The organism is Salinibacter pepae, assembly GCF_947077775.1.
GTDB classification, from domain to species: Bacteria; Bacteroidota; Rhodothermia; order Rhodothermales; family Salinibacteraceae; genus Salinibacter; species Salinibacter pepae.
In genome coordinates, this window is sequence record NZ_CAMTTE010000001.1 from 1,319,182 (window position 1) to 1,339,362 (window position 20,181).

The 20,181-nt window shown below is 68.3% G+C and carries 16 protein-coding genes and 1 tRNA gene; 5 read left to right on the top strand and 12 right to left on the bottom strand.

The features are described from left to right. Positions 1 to 12 precede the first annotated feature (12 nt). The 3 genes from OJA40_RS05475 to glmM form a co-directional block, all read right to left on the bottom strand. A complete protein-coding gene (locus OJA40_RS05475) occupies positions 13 to 1,545 on the bottom strand; it encodes an AMP-binding protein (protein WP_208426313.1) in 1,533 nt (510 codons plus the stop codon). Positions 1,546 to 1,604: 59 nt separating this feature from the next. After that, positions 1,605 to 1,898: a hypothetical protein gene (locus OJA40_RS05480; RefSeq protein WP_263792273.1), complete on the bottom strand. Its 294-nt coding sequence runs from the start codon at positions 1,896 to 1,898 to the stop codon at positions 1,605 to 1,607. A gap of 185 nt (positions 1,899 to 2,083) precedes the next feature. Then, a complete protein-coding gene (gene glmM / locus OJA40_RS05485) occupies positions 2,084 to 3,493 on the bottom strand; it encodes a phosphoglucosamine mutase (RefSeq protein WP_208426312.1) in 1,410 nt (469 codons plus the stop codon). Positions 3,494 to 3,717: 224 nt separating this feature from the next. Here glmM and OJA40_RS05490 point away from each other — a divergent pair, with 224 nt between their 5' ends. From OJA40_RS05490 to OJA40_RS05505, 4 genes are all read left to right on the top strand, one after another. Further along, positions 3,718 to 4,710, top strand: a complete 993-nt coding sequence (locus OJA40_RS05490; protein ID WP_208426311.1) for a COX15/CtaA family protein — start codon at positions 3,718 to 3,720, stop codon at positions 4,708 to 4,710. 52 nt (positions 4,711 to 4,762) lie between these two features. Further along, the gene (cyoE, locus tag OJA40_RS05495) at positions 4,763 to 5,713 is read left to right on the top strand and encodes a heme o synthase (RefSeq protein ID WP_208426310.1); all 951 of its coding nucleotides are present in this window, start codon (positions 4,763 to 4,765) and stop codon (positions 5,711 to 5,713) included. 70 nt (positions 5,714 to 5,783) lie between these two features. Then, the gene (locus OJA40_RS05500) at positions 5,784 to 6,749 is read left to right on the top strand and encodes an ABC transporter ATP-binding protein (RefSeq protein ID WP_208426309.1); all 966 of its coding nucleotides are present in this window, start codon (positions 5,784 to 5,786) and stop codon (positions 6,747 to 6,749) included. 310 nt (positions 6,750 to 7,059) lie between these two features. After that, positions 7,060 to 7,842, top strand: coding sequence for an ABC transporter permease (locus tag OJA40_RS05505; protein WP_011405089.1), 783 nt, complete (start codon positions 7,060 to 7,062; stop codon positions 7,840 to 7,842). A 37-nt stretch (positions 7,843 to 7,879) separates the two neighbouring features. Here OJA40_RS05505 and OJA40_RS05510 read toward each other — a convergent pair whose 3' ends face one another. Continuing rightward, a complete protein-coding gene (locus OJA40_RS05510; RefSeq protein ID WP_208426307.1) occupies positions 7,880 to 8,482 on the bottom strand; it encodes a ribonuclease HII in 603 nt (200 codons plus the stop codon). 221 nt (positions 8,483 to 8,703) lie between these two features. On the opposite strand from OJA40_RS05510, the gene pckA reads away from it, so the two are divergent. Next, complete coding sequence (pckA, locus tag OJA40_RS05515) at positions 8,704 to 10,296, top strand: phosphoenolpyruvate carboxykinase (ATP) (protein WP_208426306.1); 1,593 nt, start codon at positions 8,704 to 8,706, stop codon at positions 10,294 to 10,296. A 40-nt stretch (positions 10,297 to 10,336) separates the two neighbouring features. Here the strand turns inward: pckA and OJA40_RS05520 are convergent, their stop codons facing one another. The 8 genes from OJA40_RS05520 to OJA40_RS05555 all read right to left on the bottom strand — a co-directional run bounded on the left by OJA40_RS05520 (position 10,337) and on the right by OJA40_RS05555 (position 20,125). After that, complete coding sequence (locus OJA40_RS05520; protein WP_208426305.1) at positions 10,337 to 11,782, bottom strand: phytoene desaturase family protein; 1,446 nt, start codon at positions 11,780 to 11,782, stop codon at positions 10,337 to 10,339. 50 nt (positions 11,783 to 11,832) lie between these two features. Next, positions 11,833 to 13,470, bottom strand: a complete 1,638-nt coding sequence (gene ade, locus OJA40_RS05525) for an adenine deaminase (RefSeq protein WP_263808041.1) — start codon at positions 13,468 to 13,470, stop codon at positions 11,833 to 11,835. Between the two features lie 150 nt (positions 13,471 to 13,620). Then, complete coding sequence (locus OJA40_RS05530) at positions 13,621 to 14,337, bottom strand: MliC family protein (protein ID WP_263808040.1); 717 nt, start codon at positions 14,335 to 14,337, stop codon at positions 13,621 to 13,623. 78 nt (positions 14,338 to 14,415) lie between these two features. After that, positions 14,416 to 15,741 (bottom strand): threonine synthase, encoded by a 1,326-nt coding sequence (gene thrC, locus OJA40_RS05535; protein ID WP_263808053.1) that lies wholly within the window; start codon positions 15,739 to 15,741, stop codon positions 14,416 to 14,418. Between the two features lie 233 nt (positions 15,742 to 15,974). Further along, positions 15,975 to 16,466, bottom strand: a complete 492-nt coding sequence (locus tag OJA40_RS05540; RefSeq protein WP_208426302.1) for a hypothetical protein — start codon at positions 16,464 to 16,466, stop codon at positions 15,975 to 15,977. Positions 16,467 to 16,753: 287 nt separating this feature from the next. Then, positions 16,754 to 16,827: transfer RNA gene (locus tag OJA40_RS05545), tRNA-Pro, on the bottom strand. 212 nt (positions 16,828 to 17,039) lie between these two features. Continuing rightward, a complete protein-coding gene (locus OJA40_RS05550) occupies positions 17,040 to 18,938 on the bottom strand; it encodes an AMP-dependent synthetase/ligase (RefSeq protein WP_263808039.1) in 1,899 nt (632 codons plus the stop codon). 86 nt (positions 18,939 to 19,024) lie between these two features. Then, complete coding sequence (locus OJA40_RS05555; RefSeq protein WP_208426300.1) at positions 19,025 to 20,125, bottom strand: quinone-dependent dihydroorotate dehydrogenase; 1,101 nt, start codon at positions 20,123 to 20,125, stop codon at positions 19,025 to 19,027. Between the last annotated feature and the right edge of the window lie 56 nt (positions 20,126 to 20,181).

The window sequence follows — 20,181 nt, forward strand, 5'->3', positions numbered from 1 at the left end:
TCGGGGGCCGTCCTAGTCTGAGGAAGGGGTCGCCCGAAGTCGACGGATCATCTCGTCCCGATCGACCGTCCCCTTGCCCTCCTGGGCCCAGTCCTCAGGGGCAACCCGGACACACCCGGAGAGTCGTGTTCCCAACCTTCCGAGTACGTCCCGGAGTGCCGCCTCAGAGGGCCCCTCCGAGGCCGACGGATCGACGCAGAGGGCGACCGACAGGTCCTCCCCGGCCGGCGTAAACAACAGGGCGTCGTGGAGACTCGGAAACTGGCCCTTGAGGCGTGCCTCCCACGCCCCGGCCCGGACGAAACGTCCGTTCGACAGCTTGAATGCCGTGTCTTTGCGTCCTTCGAAGTAGAGGGCATCGCCCTCCCGACGGACGAGGTCGCCCGTGCGGACGGTCCGATTCGGGGCCCGTCGATCGAGGCCCTCGTGCCGCCGCCACACGCCCACGCAGGCGTTCGGCCCCTCAAACAACAGTTCGCCGTCTTCTGCCACCCGCACCTGGCATCCGAGGGGGCGCCCCAGGTAGTGTGCGGCCCACTCGCCCGGCGCCCCCAGCGCAATGCCGGGCGCAGCCTCGGTCTGCCCGTACCCCGCACGGAGCCGCGTCTCCGACAGGCGATCCGCGAGCGGCCCTGCCACCGGGGCGCCCCCCACGATGCCCCCATGCAGGCGGCGAAGCAGCGCGGGGCCGCGGTCGGTCGCCCACAGGCGCCGAATCGTGAGCGGCACGGCCGAAAGGTGGGTGGCCCCCCACGCCTCGCCCAGGGCCACCAGGGACTTGGGATCGCGCCCTCCGGCCGGATCCCGGATGATTTCGGCACCGGCCAGGAGCGCCGGCAGCAGGTCCAGCACCAGCCCGAAGACGTGCGACCAGGGAAGCACGGACAGCACGCGCGCCCGGCGCAAGGTCAGGTGCGGGAGGTGACTCGCCAGCACCGACAACACGTTGCGGTCCGAGAGCGCAATCCATCGGGCCCGCTCCGTGGTGCCCGAGGTGCGCAGGAGAAAGCGAACGGCAGGGGTCGGGGGCGTCTCCACTGGCCGGAGCGCATCCGGCACGGAGGCCGGCCCCGCGTACGGATCCGCAGTCCAGCGGCACGGTCCGAACTCGGGGGCGACCGCGGCCCGGGCGTCCAGGGCCGCGCACACGCCATCGATGTCGTCGTCCGGCCGCGCCACCGCAACGGTGACGCCCTCCCACAACGCAGCGATGAGGACCTGCACGAAGGCCGTTGACGGCGGCAGGGCCACGACGAGCCGGTCTCCGGCCCGGAGCGACGCCTCGCGGAACGAGTCCGTCCACCGCCGGGCCCCCGTCCACAGCGATCCTGCCGGGGTTGCGGCACCGTTCTTCACGAGGGCGGGCAGCCCCTCGTCCCGCAGGTGCTCGTAAAACAGCCCCCGCCACGGGTTCTCGCCGGCGGTCGCCCCATCGAACGAGCACTGTGAGCGCGCAGCGCGCAGGTCCGCAACAACCTCGGTGGGGGCCGCCGGCGCGGGCCGCGCAGCGCTGCCCGATCGAGATGGGGGAGTCGTCGTCTCCATGGAAGGTCGGGCAGGGGGGGCGTAGAACACGACGAAACCGACGAACGAGGACCGGGCCGTCAGCCGGACGTTCCGTTCGTCTCTTCCTCCGGCTTGACGGGCAGCTCGGGGTGATCACGCTCCGCGTACAACTCTTCGAGCTGATCCGCCATGTTTTCAATCATCCGAAGCGCCTTTTCGGGGTTTTCCACCCCGGCCTCCACGAGGGCCTCGCGCTGGACCGATAGGGCCTCCGCCTGCTTCCGCAGACGCCGTACTTCGGACACGACGGCGTCGGAATCCTCCACGGCGAGCACATCGACCAGTTCGCTCCATTGTGCTCGGTACCAGTCGAGGTCGTGGTCGTCGTTCATTGAACTGACGGTCTTGGACGCAAGGTTGAAACGAGTCCTCCCCCACTCGCGGCCGGAGGCAGGCGCTCTTGGGTTAACAACGAGTGGGGTCGCATCGTGGGTTTTCTGTGTGGGAAGCTTGAATTTGGGCCTTCAACGGGCGGTTCCTGTTCACAGAACAACGATCCCGAAAAAGATGCCTCGCCCTACGTCGCCTCCAGTGCATCGATCTGCTCCCGCAGTTCTCCACAAAAGCGGTCCGCGAGGGCCTGCGCGTCGTCCTGGGTCGGGGCTTCCGTGTACACCCGGAGAATGGGTTCGGTATTGGAGGGCCGCATGTGCACCCAGGACTCGTCGAAGTTGATTTTGAGCCCATCGAGGGTCGACTGGTTCGTGCCACTGTATTTCTCCGCCAGCGCTGCGAGGAGCCGGTCGGGGGCCACGTCGGGGAGCGGCAGGTTGTCCTTCGCCATGGCGTAGTGGGGCAGGTCGTCGTGGAGCGTTCCCAGGGACCGCCCCGAGTCGGCCAGGTGTTGAAGAACGAGGGCCGTTCCGGCGAGGGCATCCCGGCCGTAGTGCAGGCCCGGTAGAATGACGCCGCCGTTCCCCTCCCCGCCCAGCACAGCGTCGACCTCCTTCATGCGCTGCACCACGTTGATCTCGCCGACGGCGGAGCGGTAGACCGGCTGGCCGTGGCGGGCGGCCACGTCGTCGATGGCCCGGGACGAGGACAGGTTGGTCACGAAGGGCCCCTCGCGGTGCCGCCACAGGAAGTCCGCCGCCAGCACCTGAGTAAGCTCTTCCAGCACGAAGCGCCCCTGGTCGTCGACCAGGGCGAGGCGGTCGGCGTCGGGGTCCACCGCCAGCCCGAGGTCGGCCTCGTGCTCGGGCACCGCCGCCGTGAGCTCAGTGAGGTGATCGGGGCGCGGCTCGGCGGGATGGGCAAAGGCGCCGGTGGGATCGCAGTGGAGGCAGTGGACGTTCTCTTCGGCCACGCCCAGGCGGTGCAGGAGGCGCGGCAGGGCAACCCCGCCCACGGAGTTGATGCCGTCCACAACCACGCTCAGGTTCTGCGCGGCGATCCGCCCCGGATCAATGAGGTCGAGGGCCAAGATCTCGTCGATGTGCTCGGGAAGGGCGTTGCGGGAGCGGTACCCGCCGAGGGCGGCGTGCGGTACAGGGGCGGCCTCTCCGGCCTCGGCACGTTCAATGACGGCCTCCCCTTGTGCCGGCGTCAGAAACTCTCCCGCCTCGTTGAGCAGCTTGAGGGCGTTCCACTCTTCCGGGTTGTGCGAGGCGCTCATCACGATGCCGCCGGCGGCTTCTTCCTGCAGCACGGCCATCTCGACGGTGGGCGTGGTGGCCATTCCGAGGTCCACCACGTCGCACCCCATCCCGCGCAGCGTCCCAATGACGATCTGGGCGCAGGCGTCTCCGGATGGGCGGGCGTCGCGCCCCACGACGACACGGGATGGGCGGTCCACGGCATTGGCCCGTTCACGACACCACGTGCCGAAGGCCCCGGCATACCGCACGAGGACGGAAGGATCCAGGCCCTGCCCGACGATGCCACGGATGCCGGAGATGGACGCAATCAGGGTGTCGTTCGTAGCCATGAGTCAGGGAGGGGATGGAAACAGAGTTGACCGTGCAGGCGAAACAGGTGCGCGGCGGAGGAGATGGGAAAAGGCCGAAAAGGCGTAGGAAAGCCCCCACCAATGGTTCCCGTTTGCGGCCTCTTTACGGAACCGGAATGCCCCCCTCTTGGTGGGATCGTTAAGCCTAAAGATCTTAGAAAGACGTTTGGTTTTGCTACGGTATTAACGGCTTCTCCACCGCCATGTCTCCCTCACGTTCTCGTGCTTCCGACTGGACCTGGCGCCGCCGGTTCTCGGCGTGTACGGTCCTCCTGACCGTCTTTCTCCTCTCCTGGGGTGGGGTGGTGACCAGTATCGGCGCCGGCATGGCGTTTCCGGACTGGCCCACCTCGCTCGGCTCCTACAACCTCATCAATCCGGTTGAGGAGTGGTGGCTGGTGCCGGCCTATCTCGCCGAGCACGGGCACCGCCTCATCGCGAGCCTCGTCGGCGCGTTCACGGTGGCGTTGGCCGCCTGGACCTGGTGGGAGGACCCACGGGCCTGGATGCGGAAGCTGGGCCTCGCGGCCGTCGCGCTGGTCGTCCTTCAGGGCCTCCTTGGGGGCCTGCGCGTCCTTTGGGTCTCGCTGGACCTCGCGATGGTGCATGCCTGCGTCGCGCAGCTCTTCTTCGCCGTCCTGGTGGCCATGACGCTATTCGTCACCGACACGTGGCGCCGCCGGGACGGCGTGTTGCCCCAGACCGACTCCGCCCGTCACCTGCGCCGCTGGGCGTACGCCGCGGCCGTGTTCATCTACCTGCAGATTGTCCTGGGGGCCCTGCTGCGGCACCCGGGGGCGGGCATGTCGGGGGGCTACACGACGCTGCACGTCGCCGGGGCCTTTGCGGTGGTTGGGGTCGTCCTCGGGGCCTTCGTGGTCGCGGAAAAGCACTTTGACTCGGTGCCGGCGGTGCGCCGCACCGCCTGGGTCCTGCTTGGCACCATGGGGCTTCAGTTTGCCCTCGGCCTCGCATCCCTGCTTCTCACCCTGTACGAGCCGGGCGGTCAGGCCGGCGTCATTGCGTACGTGGTGCTCACGGTGGCTCACCTCGTGGTCGGCGCCGTGCTGCTCGGGGCGTCGGTCGTGATGAGCCTGTTGACGTCGCGTCGCCCCCAACACGCATCCCCCTCTGCCCCCACCAGTGGCGCGACGCGGGACGTCCCCGAGCGGTCGCTCGCAAGGGCCGAGCCGTAGCCCCCACAGCGCTTGCCCCTTCGCCGCTCTTCCTGCCTGATCATTCTCGTTCATGGAGTCCCCACCCAACGGGTCGTCCGACTCCCCTGTGGCCGTTACGACGGCCCCCTCTACGACCGACGCGCAGGCCTCCGGGCGCACCCTCGGGGCCGTGCTCTGGGACTACCTCATCCTGGCCAAGCCCGAAATTTCGTCGGTGGTCACCCTGTCGGCGTTCGCGGGCTTTTTGATCGGGTCCCCGACCGGGCTGGACGGCGGCACGTTGCTCTGGACCATGCTCGGTACGGCCCTCTGTGCCGGAGGCGTGGGCACGCTCAACCACGTGCTGGAGCGACGGTACGACGCGCAAATGAAGCGGACGGCACAGCGCCCCCTTCCCGCCGGACGGGCCGACCCCAAGATGGCCCGGCGCGTGGGCATCCTCCTGATCTGCCTTGCCGTTGGCCTCCTGTGCCCACTCGTCAATGTCCTCACGGCCGTGCTGGCGGCCCTCACGGCCGTGCTGTACCTGTTCGTCTACACGCCCCTGAAGCGGACGACGAAATGGAACACGCTGGTCGGGACGGTGCCGGGGGCGCTTCCGGCCCTGGGCGGCTACACGGCCGCAACCGGCCACCTTGGAGCGGGCGGATGGGCGACCTTTGGGATCCTCGCGACGTGGCAGATGCCCCACTTTCTGTCCCTGGCCTGGATGTACCGGAAGGACTACGCGCGCGGCGACTACGCCATGCTGCCGGTCGTGGAGCCGGACGGCAACTCCACCGCGGCTCAGATGATCGGCTTCGCCGCGCTGCTCGTGCCCGTGAGCGTTCTGCCGGTCCTGACCGAGGCCGCCGGGTGGATCTACGGCGCCGGCGTGGTGCCGCTCGGCCTGTGGTTCCTGTGGACGACGATCGTCTTCCACGGGGAGCGGACGGGGCAAAAGGCCAAGCGTGTTCTGAAAGCATCAGTGCTTTACATCCCGGGCCTCGTGGCCCTCCTGCTCGTGGACTGGTTTCTCTGAGTCCCGACGGGCGGCATTCCGCCGCCGCCCCCAGTGCTTCCCTGTTTGAACGCCCACACGCAACCCATCCATGCCCGCCCCTGCCGTCGACATTCAAAAGGTGCACCACAGCTACGGGGCCCACCCGGCCCTGCGGGACGTCACCCTCCAGGTGGACCCGGGCGCGCTGTACGGCCTGCTCGGCCCCAACGGCAGCGGCAAGACAACGCTTTTCCGAATCCTGTCGACACTGATGCCCCCCTCGGAGGGCCGGGCGCGCGTCTTTGGGCTCGATACGGCTCGGGAGTCCGGGGCCGTGCGGCAACGCATCGGGACGGTCTTCCAGGAGGCGGCCCTCGACGAGGCGTTGACCGTCCGCGAGAACCTGCGGTTTCAGGGCGCCCTTTATGGCCTGCACGGCGCGGAGCGTCGCGAGCGCACCGAAGACCTGCTCCGGCGCCTCGACGTGGCCGACCGGGCGGCCGATCCGGTCGCCGACCTGTCGGGGGGGCTCCGGCGCCGCGTGGACCTCGCCCGCGGCCTGCTGCACCGCCCGGACCTGCTGCTGCTCGACGAGCCGACCTCGGGCCTCGACCCCGCCGCCCGACGCACGTTCTGGGCGGCCGTGCAGCAATTGCGGGCGGACGAGGGGACCACGCTCCTGCTGGCGACCCACCTCATGGACGAGGCGGAGCGCTGCGACCGGGTCGGCATTCTCTCGGACGGGGCCCTGGTGGCCGACGGCCGGCCGAGCACCCTGAAGGCCGACCTGGGGGACGAAACCATCTGGCTGGAGGCCGACGCCCCCCCCGCCCTGCGCGACCGCATCGAGGCCCAGTTCGGCGTGCCGACCCGCATCGTGGGCGCGACCGTGCAGGTCGCTCCGCCCGATCCGCCCGCGTTCCTGTCGTCGCTCTACGAGGCCCTGAGCGACCACATCCGGAGCGCCACGATCCGGACGCCAACCCTGGAGGACGTGTTCATGGTCCATGCCGGCGTCTCCCCCACGGAGTCCCGCGAGCGCGTTCTCGCCCGCGGGGACGACTCGAACGACTAAGTAGACACGCAAAAGAACCTTCCGGGTGCGTCATTCCGGGCGTAGCGAAGCGGAGCCGAGACACGAGCGAAGCGACTGATGAACTAAATCTCTTCGCAGGCCGGCAGAAGCGCCCGTCCGACCGATGAGTCCTGAAATCAACATCCTCGCCGAGTCGGGGCAATTTCCAGCGGATGACCCTGCGGGCCCCTTCGACGCCCGCCTCCCTTCGATCGTCGGTCGCTCAGAATAAGCTCGAATAAATGTATTTCCTCGTGTCTACTTAGGCGTCCGCCACTGCCCTCTCCCCTTGCCTTTCCCCTCCCGCAGAATGAGTGCACTGCGCACCATTGGGGCCCTCACGGCCCGCGAAATGCTCAAGTTTGTCCGCGACCGAAGCCGCGTGCTGGGCGCCCTCGCACAGCCGCTGGCCCTCTGGCTCCTGTTGGGGCTGGGGTTTCAGAACACCTTTCAGCCCCCGCAGGGCAGCGTCGGGGGGAGCTACGGGGCGTTTCTCCTACCGGGCATCCTCGCCCTGGTGCTCCTCTTCACCGCCATCTTCTCCACCATCTCCATCGTCGAGGAGCGCACGTCGGGCTTCCTTCAGGCCGTTCTGGTCGCCCCCACCCCGCGCACGGCGCTCGTCTTCGGCACCACCCTGGGGGGCACCCTGCTGGCCACGGTTCAGGCCCTGCTGTTTCTGGGCGCCCTGCCGCTCATCGATCTCTCGCCCGGCGTGGCGGGGGTGGGCATGATCGTAGCCGTGTGCCTCCTCACGGGCCTGGCCTTCACCGCCCTCGGCTTCGCCATCGCGTGGCGCATGGAGACCACGCGCGGTTTCCACGCGGTCATGAACCTGTTTCTGCTGCCGCTCTGGTTTCTGTCGGGGGCCATGTTTCCGGTGGACGGGGCGGCGCCGGTGCTGCAGGTCGTGATGTGGGGCAACCCGGTCTCCTACGCCGTCAGTGGCCTCCGGCACGGCTTCCACGGGTTTGCCGGCACGCCCGCCGCCCTGGCAGGGCCGGGCGTGTGCCTGGCCGTGACCGGTGCCTTCGCGGTGCTCATGACGGGGCTGGCGGTGTGGCAGGTGCGTCGGCCTTTCTTCCAAACGTGACGAGGGCGGCGCCGCCCGCCGTGGCTTCCCGTGCGCCTCAGTCCCGAAAAAGCGTGAACGACTGGCGGTGATGGGGCGTCGCGCCGTGCTCGCGGAGCGCGTCGTAGTGCTGCTGGGTGGGGTAGCCGACGTTCGACGCCCAGTCGTACTCGGGATGTGCCTCGTGCAGGTCGCGCATGAGGGCGTCCCGCTCGGTCTTTGCGAGGATGGACGCGGCGGCGATGGACTGGCTCTTTGCGTCCCCCTTCACGACCGTCTCATGGGGCCACGGCGCGTCGACGAGGTTTCGGTCCCACTGGTTGCCGTCCACGAGCACAAAGTCGGGAGGGGGCCGGCAACCGGACGCGGCGCGGCGCATGGCTTCGAGGGCCGCCTGGAGAATGTTGCGGTCGTCAATCTCCCTCGGAGAGCAGCGGGCAATGGACGCGGCCACGGCTTCGTCTTCGATCGTGGCCCGGGCGTCGAGGCGCTGCCCTTCGGAGAGCGCCTTGCTGTCCTGAATGGCCGTGATCTCGACCTGTGGCGGCATGATGACGGCGGCGGCGACAACCGGACCGGCCAGGCACCCTCGCCCGGCCTCGTCGAGCCCGGCCACACGTTCGTAGCCGTCGGCCCAGAGCCGACGTTCGTGGGAAAGCATGCGGGGATCCTCCGAAAAGCAAACAGAATGCGTAACAACGAGCGGGCAGGCCCCGTCCCCACCCTGCGGACGCGCAGAGTCGTTGCGGGGCCATGCCCGACACCGGATACAGGACGGCGCCCCACATCGATCCGGCCGGTCCACTACACATTCGGACGCATCTTTTTGTACATTGAGGATCACTCCACGCACCTCACGCCGCACACATTTCCCCAATTGTCATGTCCGATCTTGACCTGTCTCAGTACGGCATCACCCCCGACACCACGCTCCGCAACGCGGATCCGGCGCGCCTCTACGAGGAGGCCATCCACTACGACCCCACGGCCGCCATCGCCCACAGCGGCGCCCTCACCATCCGCTCGGGCGAAAAGACCGGCCGCAGTCCCGCCGACAAGCGCATCGTGCGGCACCCCGACAGCGAGGACGACATCTGGTGGGGGCCGATTAACATGGAGATCGACGACCACACCTTCGAGATCAACAAGGAGCGGGCGCAGGACTACCTCAACACCCGCCAGCGCATCTACGTGATGGACGGGTTCGCCGGCTGGGACCCGGCGCATCGCCTCAAGGTGCGCATCATTTGCTCCCGGCCCTACCACGCCCTCTTCATGCACAACATGCTGATTCGGCCCGCCCAGGAGGAGCTGGCGGCCTTCGGCGAGCCGGATTTCGTGGTCTACAACGCGGGCGAATTTCCGGCCAATCGGCAGACCAAACACATGAGCTCGAAGACGAGCGTAGATCTGTCGTTCGAGAACCAGGAGATGGTCATCCTCGGCACCGAGTACGCCGGCGAGATGAAGAAGGGCGTCTTTACGGTGATGCACTACCTGATGCCCAAGAAGGACGTGCTCTCGATGCACTGCTCGGCGAACGAGGGGGACGAGGGGGACGTCTCGCTCTTCTTCGGCCTCAGCGGCACCGGCAAGACGACCCTGTCCGCCGATCCGAACCGCAAGCTCATCGGCGACGACGAGCACTGCTGGAGCGACGACGGCGTCTTCAACATCGAGGGCGGCTGCTACGCCAAGGCGGTGGGGCTGTCTGAGGAGGAGGAGCCGGAGATTTACAACGCCATCCGCTACGGGACCGTGCTCGAAAACATGGTCTACGACGAGGACACCCGGGCGGTGGACTACGACGACACCTCCATCACCCAAAACACCCGCGCCTCCTATCCGCTCGACTACATCGACCGGGCCAAGATTCCGGGGATGGGGGGGCACCCGGACAACATCATCTTCCTCACCTACGACGCGTTTGGGGTGATGCCGCCGGTAAGCAAGCTCACGCCCGAGCAGGCCATGTACCACTTTATCAGCGGGTACACGGCAAAGGTGGCCGGCACGGAGGTGGGCGTCGACGAGCCGCAGGCGACGTTTAGCGCCTGCTTCGGCGCCGCGTTCCTCGTGTGGCCGCCGGACAAGTACGCCGAAATGCTGGCCGAAAAAATTCGCGCGCACGACGCCGAGGCGTGGCTCGTGAACACGGGCATCACCGGCGGCCCGTACGGCGTGGGCCACCGCGTGCCGCTCGAGCACACCCGCGCCATGATCGACGCCATCCACGACGGCTCGCTGCTGGACGCGCCGAAGGAGACGGAGCCGGTCTTTGGCCTCGACGTGCCGACCGAGTGCCCCAATGTGCCCGACGACATTCTGATGCCGCGGGAGACGTGGGACGATCCCCAGGCCTACGACGAGAAGGCCGAGCACCTCGTGGGCCTCTTCCACGACCACTTCGAGAAATACGAAGACGAGGCCGCCCCGGCGATTGCCGAGGCCGGTCCCCAGCTGCAGGCGGCGTAAGTCGCCAGGGATGGGCTCGCCCGGCCCGTCTCGGCGGGGGCTACACGTCCTGCCCCGCGTCCGCGAGCACGGTGTGGGCGGCGTGGCGGCCCGCCATGCCGTGCACGCCCCCGCCGGGCGGGGTCGAGGCGGAGGCCATGTAGAGCTGCGCCCCGCGGGCCGTACGGGCCGGAATGCGGTACGGGCTCCACCGAAGGGCCGGCCGTGCGATGAGCTGCCCGAGGTCCAGGGCGCCCCCGTTGATGTCCCCGCCCACGAGGTTCGGGTTCCAGGCCTCCAGCGCCTGCGGGCCCATGACGTGCCGCTCCAAGATGGTGTCCCGGAAGCCGGGCGCAAACCGCTCGATCTGCCGTTCAATCTGGGCCGTCGCGTCCGCGGTCGCCCCGTTGGGGACGTGGCAGTAGGCCCACGCGGTGTGCTGGTCGCCGGGGGCGCGGCTCGCGTCGAAGCGGCTGTGCTGGGCCAGCAGCACGTACGGGCGCTCCGGCACCCGCCCCTGCGCCACGGCCCGCTCCGAGGCGGCAATCTCGTTCAGCGTGCCGCCCACGTGCACGGTTCCGGCCCGCCCACAGGCCTCGGCGGCCCACGGGATCGGGTCGCTGAGGGCGTAGTCGACCTTGAAGGCCGCCGCGCCGTAGCGGTACTGCGTCAGCTTCGTTTCGTAGCGGGCGGGCAGCCGCGGCCGGGCGACGCGCAGGACCTGCCGGGGCGTCAGGTTGAGCACCACCGTCCGGGACGGGGGCAGGTCGTCGACGGAATGCACGCGGCGGCCCGTCTCGATGGTGCCGCCCAGGTCACGCAGGTAGTCCGCCAGTGCCTGCGTGATGGCCCCGGCGCCCCCCTTCGGAAACGGCCACCCCACCGCGTGCCCGGCCATTCCGAGGACGAGGCCGAAGGCCGTCGACCCGAGTGCTGAGAGCGGCAGGTTGGCGTGGGCGGCCAATCCCGCGAGCAAGGCCCGCGCCTCCTCCGTCCGAAAGAGGCCTTGCCCCAGCAGCTGCGCGGGCCAGATCGCCCGCAGGCCGAACCGCGCCAGGAGCAGCGGGGCACGCGGCAGGTGGAGCACCGGCTGGAGCACCTCGTCGAGGACGGCCCGCCACCGGTCCGCGAGCGGCCCGTTGAGCCACCGGTAGCGCCCCGCGTCGCCCCCGAGCCCGAGGGCGGTCTCCTCCAGGGACTGGTGCATCGCCACGGCCCGCCCCCCGTCCAACGGATGGGCGAGCGGCAGGTCCGGCTGCACCCACGACAGGCCGTACTCGTCGAGGGGGAGCCGCCGAAACAAGGGCGACGCCGCGGCGAGCGGGTGGATGGCGGAGCCGAGGTCGTGGACGAAGCCCGGACGCGTCACCTCTTCCGAACGCGCCGCGCCGCCGACGGCGTCGGCCTGCTCGATCACGTGTACGTCCCACCCGGCCCGGGCGAGCACGACGGCGGCCCCGAGCCCGTTCGGGCCCGAGCCCACGACAATGGCGTCAGCGTTGGCCATAAGAAGCGGTAATTGCAAGAAACAGCACGTGCTTCCCCCTCCCCTGTCGATCAATCGACGAACCGGTCCACGAACTCGAACGCCGCCCCGTCGAAGAGGCCCCGGTCGCTGAGCTTGAGCTGCGGAATGACAAGCAGCGACAGGAACGAGAGCGTCATGAACGGCGCGTCCATCGCGCTGCCCAGTTCCGCCCGAACGTAGTCGGTAAGGCGCGTGTAGCGCCGGGCCACTGCCTCGTACGGCTCGTCGCTCATGAGGCCGGCGATGGGGAGCGGCAGGACCTGCGTGCCCTCCGCCGCCGCACTGATGCCGCCCTCCGCCCGCACCACCGCGTTCACGGCCCGGGCCAGGGCGTCATCACGAGCCCCCACGGCCACCACGTTGTGGGAGTCGTGGGCCACGCTGGAGGCAAGGGCGCCCCCGTCGAGCCCAAAGCCCCGGACGAAGGCCACGGCCGGCGTACTCTCTTCCGTATACCGGTTCACCACGACAAGCTTGAGCACGTCGCGGTCCGGGTCCGCCACGGCGTACCCGTCGTCGGTCGGCGTCGTCACGATCTCTTCCTCGGTCCCCAACTGATTGTCGACGGCAGTGATCACGCGGAGGCGATCGCCGCCCGCCGGCACCCGAAAATCCGCCGGTGCGACCGGTTCCGCGTCGAAGCGATTGACGACGTCGGACGCGACGCGCTCGATGTGGGTTGCCCCTTCCGCGGCGACGCGTGTGCCCTCGACGTACGTCTCTTGTACATTCAGCGCGTCCAGGTCGTCCACCACGATAAAGTCCGCCGGGTCCCCCTCGCGCAGCAGCCCCACGTCCAGCCCGTAGTGCTCGACCGGATGCACGCAGGCGGCACGGAGCACGTCAAAGCGGTCGTATCCGCGATTGAGGGCGCGGCGCACGAGGGCGTCGATGTGGCCCTCCGCGAGGGCGTCCGGGTGCCGGTCGTCACTGCAAAACATGAGGCGGTCCGGCGCCTCGTCCATCAGGGGAATGAGTTCGTCGAAGTTCCGGGCGGCCGAGCCCTCCCGGATTGCGATTTTCATCCCCACCTCCAGCTTCTCGCGCGCCTCCTCAATCGAGACGCACTCGTGGTCGGTCTCGATGCCGGCGGCCGCGTACTGTGCCACGTCGTCCCCCCGCAGGCCGGGCGCATGGCCGTCCACCGGCTTGTCGCGCACCTGCGCGGCCCGGATTTTTGCCAGTACGCTCGGGGCCCCATCGATGGCGCCGGGGTAGTCCATCATCTCACTGAGGTAGGGCACGTCGTCACGGTCCAGCAATGCCGATACCGCGTCCGGCCCGAGTTCCGCCCCGCTCGTCTCGAAGGGCGTGGCCGGCACGCACGACGGCGCGCCGAACGCGAAGTGGAACGGCACCGGGCGGCCGTCCGCAATCATGTACTCGACCCCTTCCACGCCGAGCACGTTGGCGATCTCGTGCGGGTCGCTTACCGTGCCCACGGTCCCGTGCCGCACCGCCGCCCGCGCAAATTCCGACGGCGGCAGCATCGCGCTCTCGACGTGAACGTGGGCGTCGATAAACCCAGGCAGCAGATGCCGCTCCGGCACCGTCCCGGCCGGCTCGATGCGCTCAATCACGCCGCCCCGGACGTGCACGGTGGCCGGCCGGATTGCGCGGGCGTGCAGGTCGACCAGGCGGCCGGCAATCGAAAAAGACGAAGGCATGGAATCAGAGGAATCCACCCGGGCAGTACGTCGAGGACATTAATGTACGAATCGGCCGGTAGAGGATCGAAGTGCCTCCCCCAGCGAGCACCCGGCCCGTTCCGCCGCGCAGGAAGAAGGCGCCTGCGGGCCGTAGACGCCAATGCCGGACTACCGCGTCGGGGCTCCGCAGCCGGTGTGCACATCGGCGGCAAGCGTGACGGTGACCGTATGGCTAAACAGCCGCCCGTTCATCGGATCCGTGCAGTACTGGGGCCGGGCCACGACACGCAGGGGGCCACGATCCGTGTCGGCCCTGTAGAGCATGCGCTCGGCGTCCGTGTCCGTGGCGAACTGGGAGACAGTGACCTCACGCCGCCCGTAGGCCCAGGCAAACCGGAGGCTGTCGTCGGTCACCTCCACGATCCATCCGGGTTCCTGCCCCACCGCCCGAAACTGCAGGTTGGGAGGATGTTCGTCCTGTGGCTCCGTCTGAGGCGCGATGGTGCAGTTCTCGAGGCGCTGGCCATCGATTTCGACGGTGGCCGTGCCGCCCTTGCTCCAGACCGTGGCGGCACCGCCTTTGTACTTGGCCCCGCTGGCGGCCCGGGTCCGTGCAAGGTGACGCGTGTCGCCCCCAAACGCTGCGGGCACCCGTAGCGCGAGCGAATCGGGACGGACGAGTGCCCGAAACGTCACCACGCCCCCCTCCGGCCCCCTGCACTGCACGGCACGCCGCCGCGCTGTGGAATCTTCTTCGCTCGACAGGGCCCCCTCCGGGTTGTCTTGAGGAGCTCGCGCCTCTCCACACCCGCCACCGAGCAGCACGGCCGCCCCCAGCAGCACGCCCCCCACGATGTACCAAAGACCTGCCTGTCTGCCGTTCATGTTTTTCCCTTCAGAGATGCAACGAAGACGGTGCATCGAGCGCGCGACCGGAGACCGACCAAACGGCGGAGCCCTCCTCTACGCGCGCTCCGTCGCGTCGGGCCTGCGGTCCCCAAACACCACGTCCGCCACCGCCGGGAGCGTCGGGTCCACCTCAGGGACGGGATGCGACCGCGCCATCACCTCGGCCAGTGGTTCGGGCACGTCGACCGCATGCCCCACGAGCGGCTCCACCACCTCCGGAAATTTGGCCGGGTGCGCGGTGGCCACCAGGATCCACTCGTGCTCGTCGTCGGGGTCGAGGTGCTCGCGGGCCTCGACCGCGGTGGCCGTGTGGGGGTCCCACACCGTATCCCAGGCCTCGGGCCCCTGGCGGACGTGCCGTTCGATCTGCTCGTCGGTGACGCGCTCGGCGCCGATGGCATCGTGCAGTGCCTCCTCTCCCCCGCTGCCGGAATAGTGGTGGCGCAGGCGCTCCATGTTGCTGGGATTGCCCACGTCCATCGCCGTCGCCAGGGTTTCCTGCGTCTCAAACGCCTCGTACGCGCCGGTCTCCAGGTAGTGCGTGACGGGGCGGTTCTCATTCGTCGCGAAGACGACTTCCCCGATCGGCAGTCCGCACTCGCGGGCGTACAGGCAGGCGAGCCCGTTGCCCAGGTTGCCGGACGGCACGATTACGTTGGGGCGGGTGCCGTGGGCGCGCCAGTGCCGGAGGCTGGCGTAGGCGTAGTACGTCATCTGCGGCAGCAGACGCCCGATGTTGATGCTGTTGGCCGAGGAGAGGCGCAGGCGCTCCTGCCACGCCTCGTCCTGAAAGGCCTCCTTCACGAGCGTCTGGCAGTCGTCAAACACGCCGCGGACGGCCACGGTCTGCACGTTGTCGCTCCACCCGGTGAGCTGCTGCTCCTGCCGGTCGGACACCTTGCCCTTCGGGTAGAGGACGACGACCTCCACGTTGGGCTTCTTCCAGAAGGCCGCCGCCACGGCCGCGCCGGTGTCGCCGGAGGTGGCCACGAGGATGGTAAGCGGCTGCTCGGCCCCTTCATTGAGACGGGCAAGGCTGTCGGCCAGGAAGCGCGCCCCCACGTCCTTAAACGCCGCCGTGGGGCCGTGGAAGAGCTCGAGGACGCTCGTTCCGCGTCCGATCTCGCGCAGCGGCACCGGAAAGCCAAACATCGCCTCGCAGATCTCCGGCAGCACGTCCGCCAGGTCGTCCCCCTCCGCAAACGGGCGCAAAAGCCGCTCCGCCACCGCCTCGATCGTGGTGCGGCCCTCGAACGCCTCGGGCCCGAGATCCGGAAACCGCTCGGGCACGTACAGCCCCCCGTCCGGCGCCAGGCCGTCCTGCAGCGCCGTGGAGAGGGAAACGCGATGGGCGGGCGTGCGGGTGCTCAAATACTGCACGGCAGGCAAGCGCAAAGGAAATATGCGGGCGACGAGTCGGGGCTCTGCATCTTCGAGGATGGGTCCCTTTTAACAACGGACAGCGCCTCGTCAGGTCCCGCCCGGCGCGCCGGTGCCCCCGGATGGGTCCCAACAAGAAAGCGGCCGTTGCCACAGGGGCAAGGGCCGCTTTCCCAGCGCGTGCAATGTGCAGGAACGCTCGCCCCTGTCGGCGAGCCTCCCGACCGTCGCAGCTAGTTCTGCGAGTTCGGGTTTTGCTGCATCTGCGACTGCTGCTTCTTCATTTCTGCCTTCATGGCCTGCTGAATCTGCTTCTTCAGCGTGGAGTCCTGCTGCGCCGACCGCATGATGCGCCGGAACATCTGAGGGTCCATGTTTTCGTTCTGCGATTCCTGCTGCATCATCTTCATCTGCTGCTTCCGCATCCGCATCTGCTGGCGCTTCATCTCCCGCCGTGCATTGGCTTTTTGCGTGGAGTCCATCTCCTGCGGATTGCCGTATTTCTCCTTCATCTGCTTCCGCATCTTCATCTGCTGCGCCCGCATGGAGGACTGCACGGCCGCGGCGATGCGGGCCGCCTTGTCAATCTGCTCCTGGCTTACCTCGGAGGCCGAGAGGGTGGTCGTGTCCGGCTGCTGGGGCATCTGGCCGAACGCGGGGGCGGTGAAGGCGAAGGCGAGGGCAATCAGGCCGACGCAGGATGATTTAAACAAACGTTGTAGCATAAGAGTGGGTCGTAGTGAGAAAAACGTGGAGGAAAGAGATCACACCGGGGACGCCCCCGACGAGCAAGGCCCGCGAATATGCTTCTGAAAATACGAATATCGATCAGAGTGTTTCGGGGGCCGGAACGGGTTCCGGCCCTTTTCCTGACCACATCCACGTGCTGCGAACGGTCCCACGGGCAGGATTATTCTTGAAGCCCCCGAAAAGTCCCCGTTGGGGGGCGGGGATGGGGGGCTCAGCAACGCAAAAGCGGCCTCCACCAACCGTGAAGGCCGCTTTCGGAGGGTCGGGGCAGCCGGATTTGAACCGGCGACCTCGTCGTCCCGAACGACGCGCGCTACCGGACTGCGCCATGCCCCGAGAGAAATGTTCAAGCGTCTTATAGGGCCGATGCGGAGTCGAGATCCGGGAGGGCCCTCTCAACCATGGGGGCTGGCGGCCCCCTCAAGGAGAGTTCAACGGTTATCCACACGGGTTCGCTGACGTTCGGATTCGGGGGCGATGTGAGGCAGCGACCACAGGACGGATCGCGACGGTCTCTTCGCAGGGGGCCACAAGCAAGGCGCGATTCGTCACCGGCCGAACTCCTCGTACATCTCGTCGATGAGGTCCGCGTGGCGCTCCCGAATGACGCTGCGACGGAGCTTGAGCGTGGGGGTGAGCGTCCCCTCCTCAACGGTGAACGGCTCGCCGAGGAGGCGGAAGTTGCGAATTTTCTCGTGGGCCGCCGCGTCGCGGTTGTAGGCCGTAAAGACATCCTGGAACAGGGCCTGCGCCGCGTCGTGATGCAGCAATTCCGCATCGTCACAGGTAGACTCGTCAATCCCCTCGTCTCGTGCCCGCATGCGGAGGGCGTCGAAGTCGGGCACCACCAGGGCCGCAAGAAACGGACGCCCCTCCCCTACCACGACGATCTGGTTGATCCAATTCCTGGTCTTAAACGTCTCCTCGATCGGGCCGGGATAGACGTTCTTTCCGCCCTCCGTGACGATCATGTGCTTGATCCGGTCCGTAATCTTGAGGTAGCCCTCCTCGAAGCGTCCGACGTCGCCGGTGTGATACCACCCGTCCGGGCCGAAGGCCGCCCGTGTCTCTTCGGGTTGGTTCCAGTACTCCTTCATCACGTTGGGGCCCTTCACCAGAATCTCCCCTTCCGGCGTGGAGAGGGATGTGGGGTAGTCGCTGCCACTGACCGCCCCGGCCGGCTCGTTCTCCCCCAGCGGCTGAATGGCGACCGTCACGCCGGGCATGACGTGGCCGACGGTGCCGTAGCGGGGGGCGTCCAGGGGATTGATCGTAAGGACGGGGGCCGTCTCCGTAAGGCCGTAGCCCTCGATGATGGTCACGCCCGCGGCCTGGAAGAAGGTGCCAATCTCTTCGGGCAGCGCCGCCCCGCCGGAGGCGGCAAACCGGAGGTTTCCGCCGAGTTTCTCGTGCAGTTTGGAAAAGACCAGACGGTGGGCCACCGCCCGTTGCCCACGCAACAGCAGGTTCGGCCCCGAGCCGGTCTTCTGCTGGGCCTCAGCGTGCCGTTCGCCCACCCCCACCGCCCAGTCGAAGAGGGCCTGCTTGAGGGCCCCTCCCTCCTTGGCCTGCTTCGTCACGCGTTTGTACACCTTCTCGAACATGCGCGGCACCGAGATCATGAGGGTCGGCTGCACCTCCTGGAGGTTTTGGCTGACCGCCTCGATGCTCTCCGCGTAGCTAATGGTGGCCCCGGCGGCGAGCACGGCCGTGTGGCCCGCCGTCCGCTCGAAGGCGTGCGAGAGGGGCAGGAACGAAAGGTGGTGATCGTCCTCCCCGATGGGGATGCGCCGCAGGGCGCCCTTTACGTTCGAGCAGAAGTTGCGATGGGTCAGCACCACTCCCTTCGGCTGGCCGGTGGTGCCGCTCGTGTAGATGAGGGCACTGGTGTCCCCCGGCGCGATCGACTCCGCAGTGCCGGTAAGCTCCGCCTCGTGCTCGCTCCAGTGCTCCCGGCCCGCCGCCAGGGCGTCGTCCCAGTGCGTCATGGGGACGGGCGGGTCGTCCGCCGTCTCGCTCATCACGATCACCTCTTCGAGCTCGGGGCACGTGTCCGCAATCTCCTCGATCTTCTTGCGCTGGACCGGCACGGACACGATGCACACTTTGGCCCCGGAGTCCCGGAGGATGTGGGCTACTTTCGAGGGCGGAAGGGACGTGTAGATCGAGACGTTCGCCGCCCCAATGAGCTGCGTCCCCAGGTCGCTGACGGCCCACTCCGGACGGTTTTCCGAGAGCAGGGCGACCCGATCGCCCGTGCGCACACTCTGCCGATGCAGGTAGCCGGCCAGGGCCTGCACCCGATCCTGGAAGCCCTCCCAGGTGATTTCCTGCCACCCTTCGCCCCGGTCCTTGTGCCGCAGCACCGGCCGCTCCCGCCCTCGGTACCGATCACAAAGGCGGAGAACCATCTCGGGAATGGTGTCGAATTCGACCTGTGCGGGCATGGACGGGCGAAGACCAGTGTGAAGAATGCGAGCACGCAGGCCCTACCTGTGAGCCTGAGCGCTGTTTCTGAGGGGGCTGTGTTCGGTCACGCGTCTGCCCCCACGGCGTTCTCAAGAGACGCGTACCCGTCGTCACTGAGCCGCGCCACGAGGCCCTCTTTGATGCGCCGCACCAGCCCGGGCCCCTCGTAGACGAGCGCCGTGTAGAGCTGCACCAGCGAGGCCCCCGCGCGGATCTTGGCGTAGGCCGACGCCGCGTCGTGCACCCCCCCAACCCCGATGATCGGAATTTCGCCGTCGGTCGCCCGGTAGAGGTACTGCACGAGGCGCGTGGCCCGTGCCTCCAGGGGCGGCCCACTGAGCCCGCCCGCCCCGATCTCGTCGAGCCGGTCCGCAGACGTCTCAACCCCCTTCCGGTCCGAGGCCGTGTTGGTCGCGATAAAGCCGTCTATGTCGTGGTCCGCCGCCACCGCAAGGATCTCTTCCAGCCGCGTGTCGAACAGGACGCGGTCGCTGAGGGGGGGACTCAGCTTGACCAGCACGGGCACCGCCAGCCCCGGCGCCTTTTGCTCCGCCGTGATGGCGCCGAGCAGCGCATCGAGGGCCGCCGGGTCCTCAAAGGTCCCGCCGTCCGGCGTGTTCGGGCACGACACGTTGAGCGTCACGTAGTCCGCCTGCCCGACCAGCTGCCGAAAGCTCGTCCGAAAGTCCTCCAGGGCCGCCGCGCCCATGATGTCGGGGTCGTGGGTCTTGGCCAGGTTGATGCCCAGCGGGCGCGCCCGGTCCGACCGGCTGTGCTCCAGCCGGTCCGCGACGGCCTCCGCCCCGTCGTTGTTGAGGCCCAGACGGTTGATCAGGGCCTGGTCCTTCGGCAGTCGGAAGGCGCGCGGCGTCGGGTTGCCCGGGGCCGGCTGGGCACTCACGGACCCGACCTCCACAAACCCGAACCCGACCGCCTCCCAGAACGGCACCGCCCGGGCATTCTTGTCGGCGCCCGCGGCCAGCCCCACGGGATTGGGAAAGGTGTCGCCCCAGAGGCGCTGCTTGAGCCGCTCGTCCTCAAACTGATACCGCGAGGCCACGAGTGGCAGGACCGTGCGCTGTGCCACCCGCGCCCCCCACAGGCTTGCCGTGTGCGCCCACTCGGGATTCAACCGGAACAACAACGGCCGGAGAAGACGGTACATGCGGGCTCGGTGTCGTCGGGTAGAGGGTGAGGGTTCATGAGTCGCTCCTCCCATTG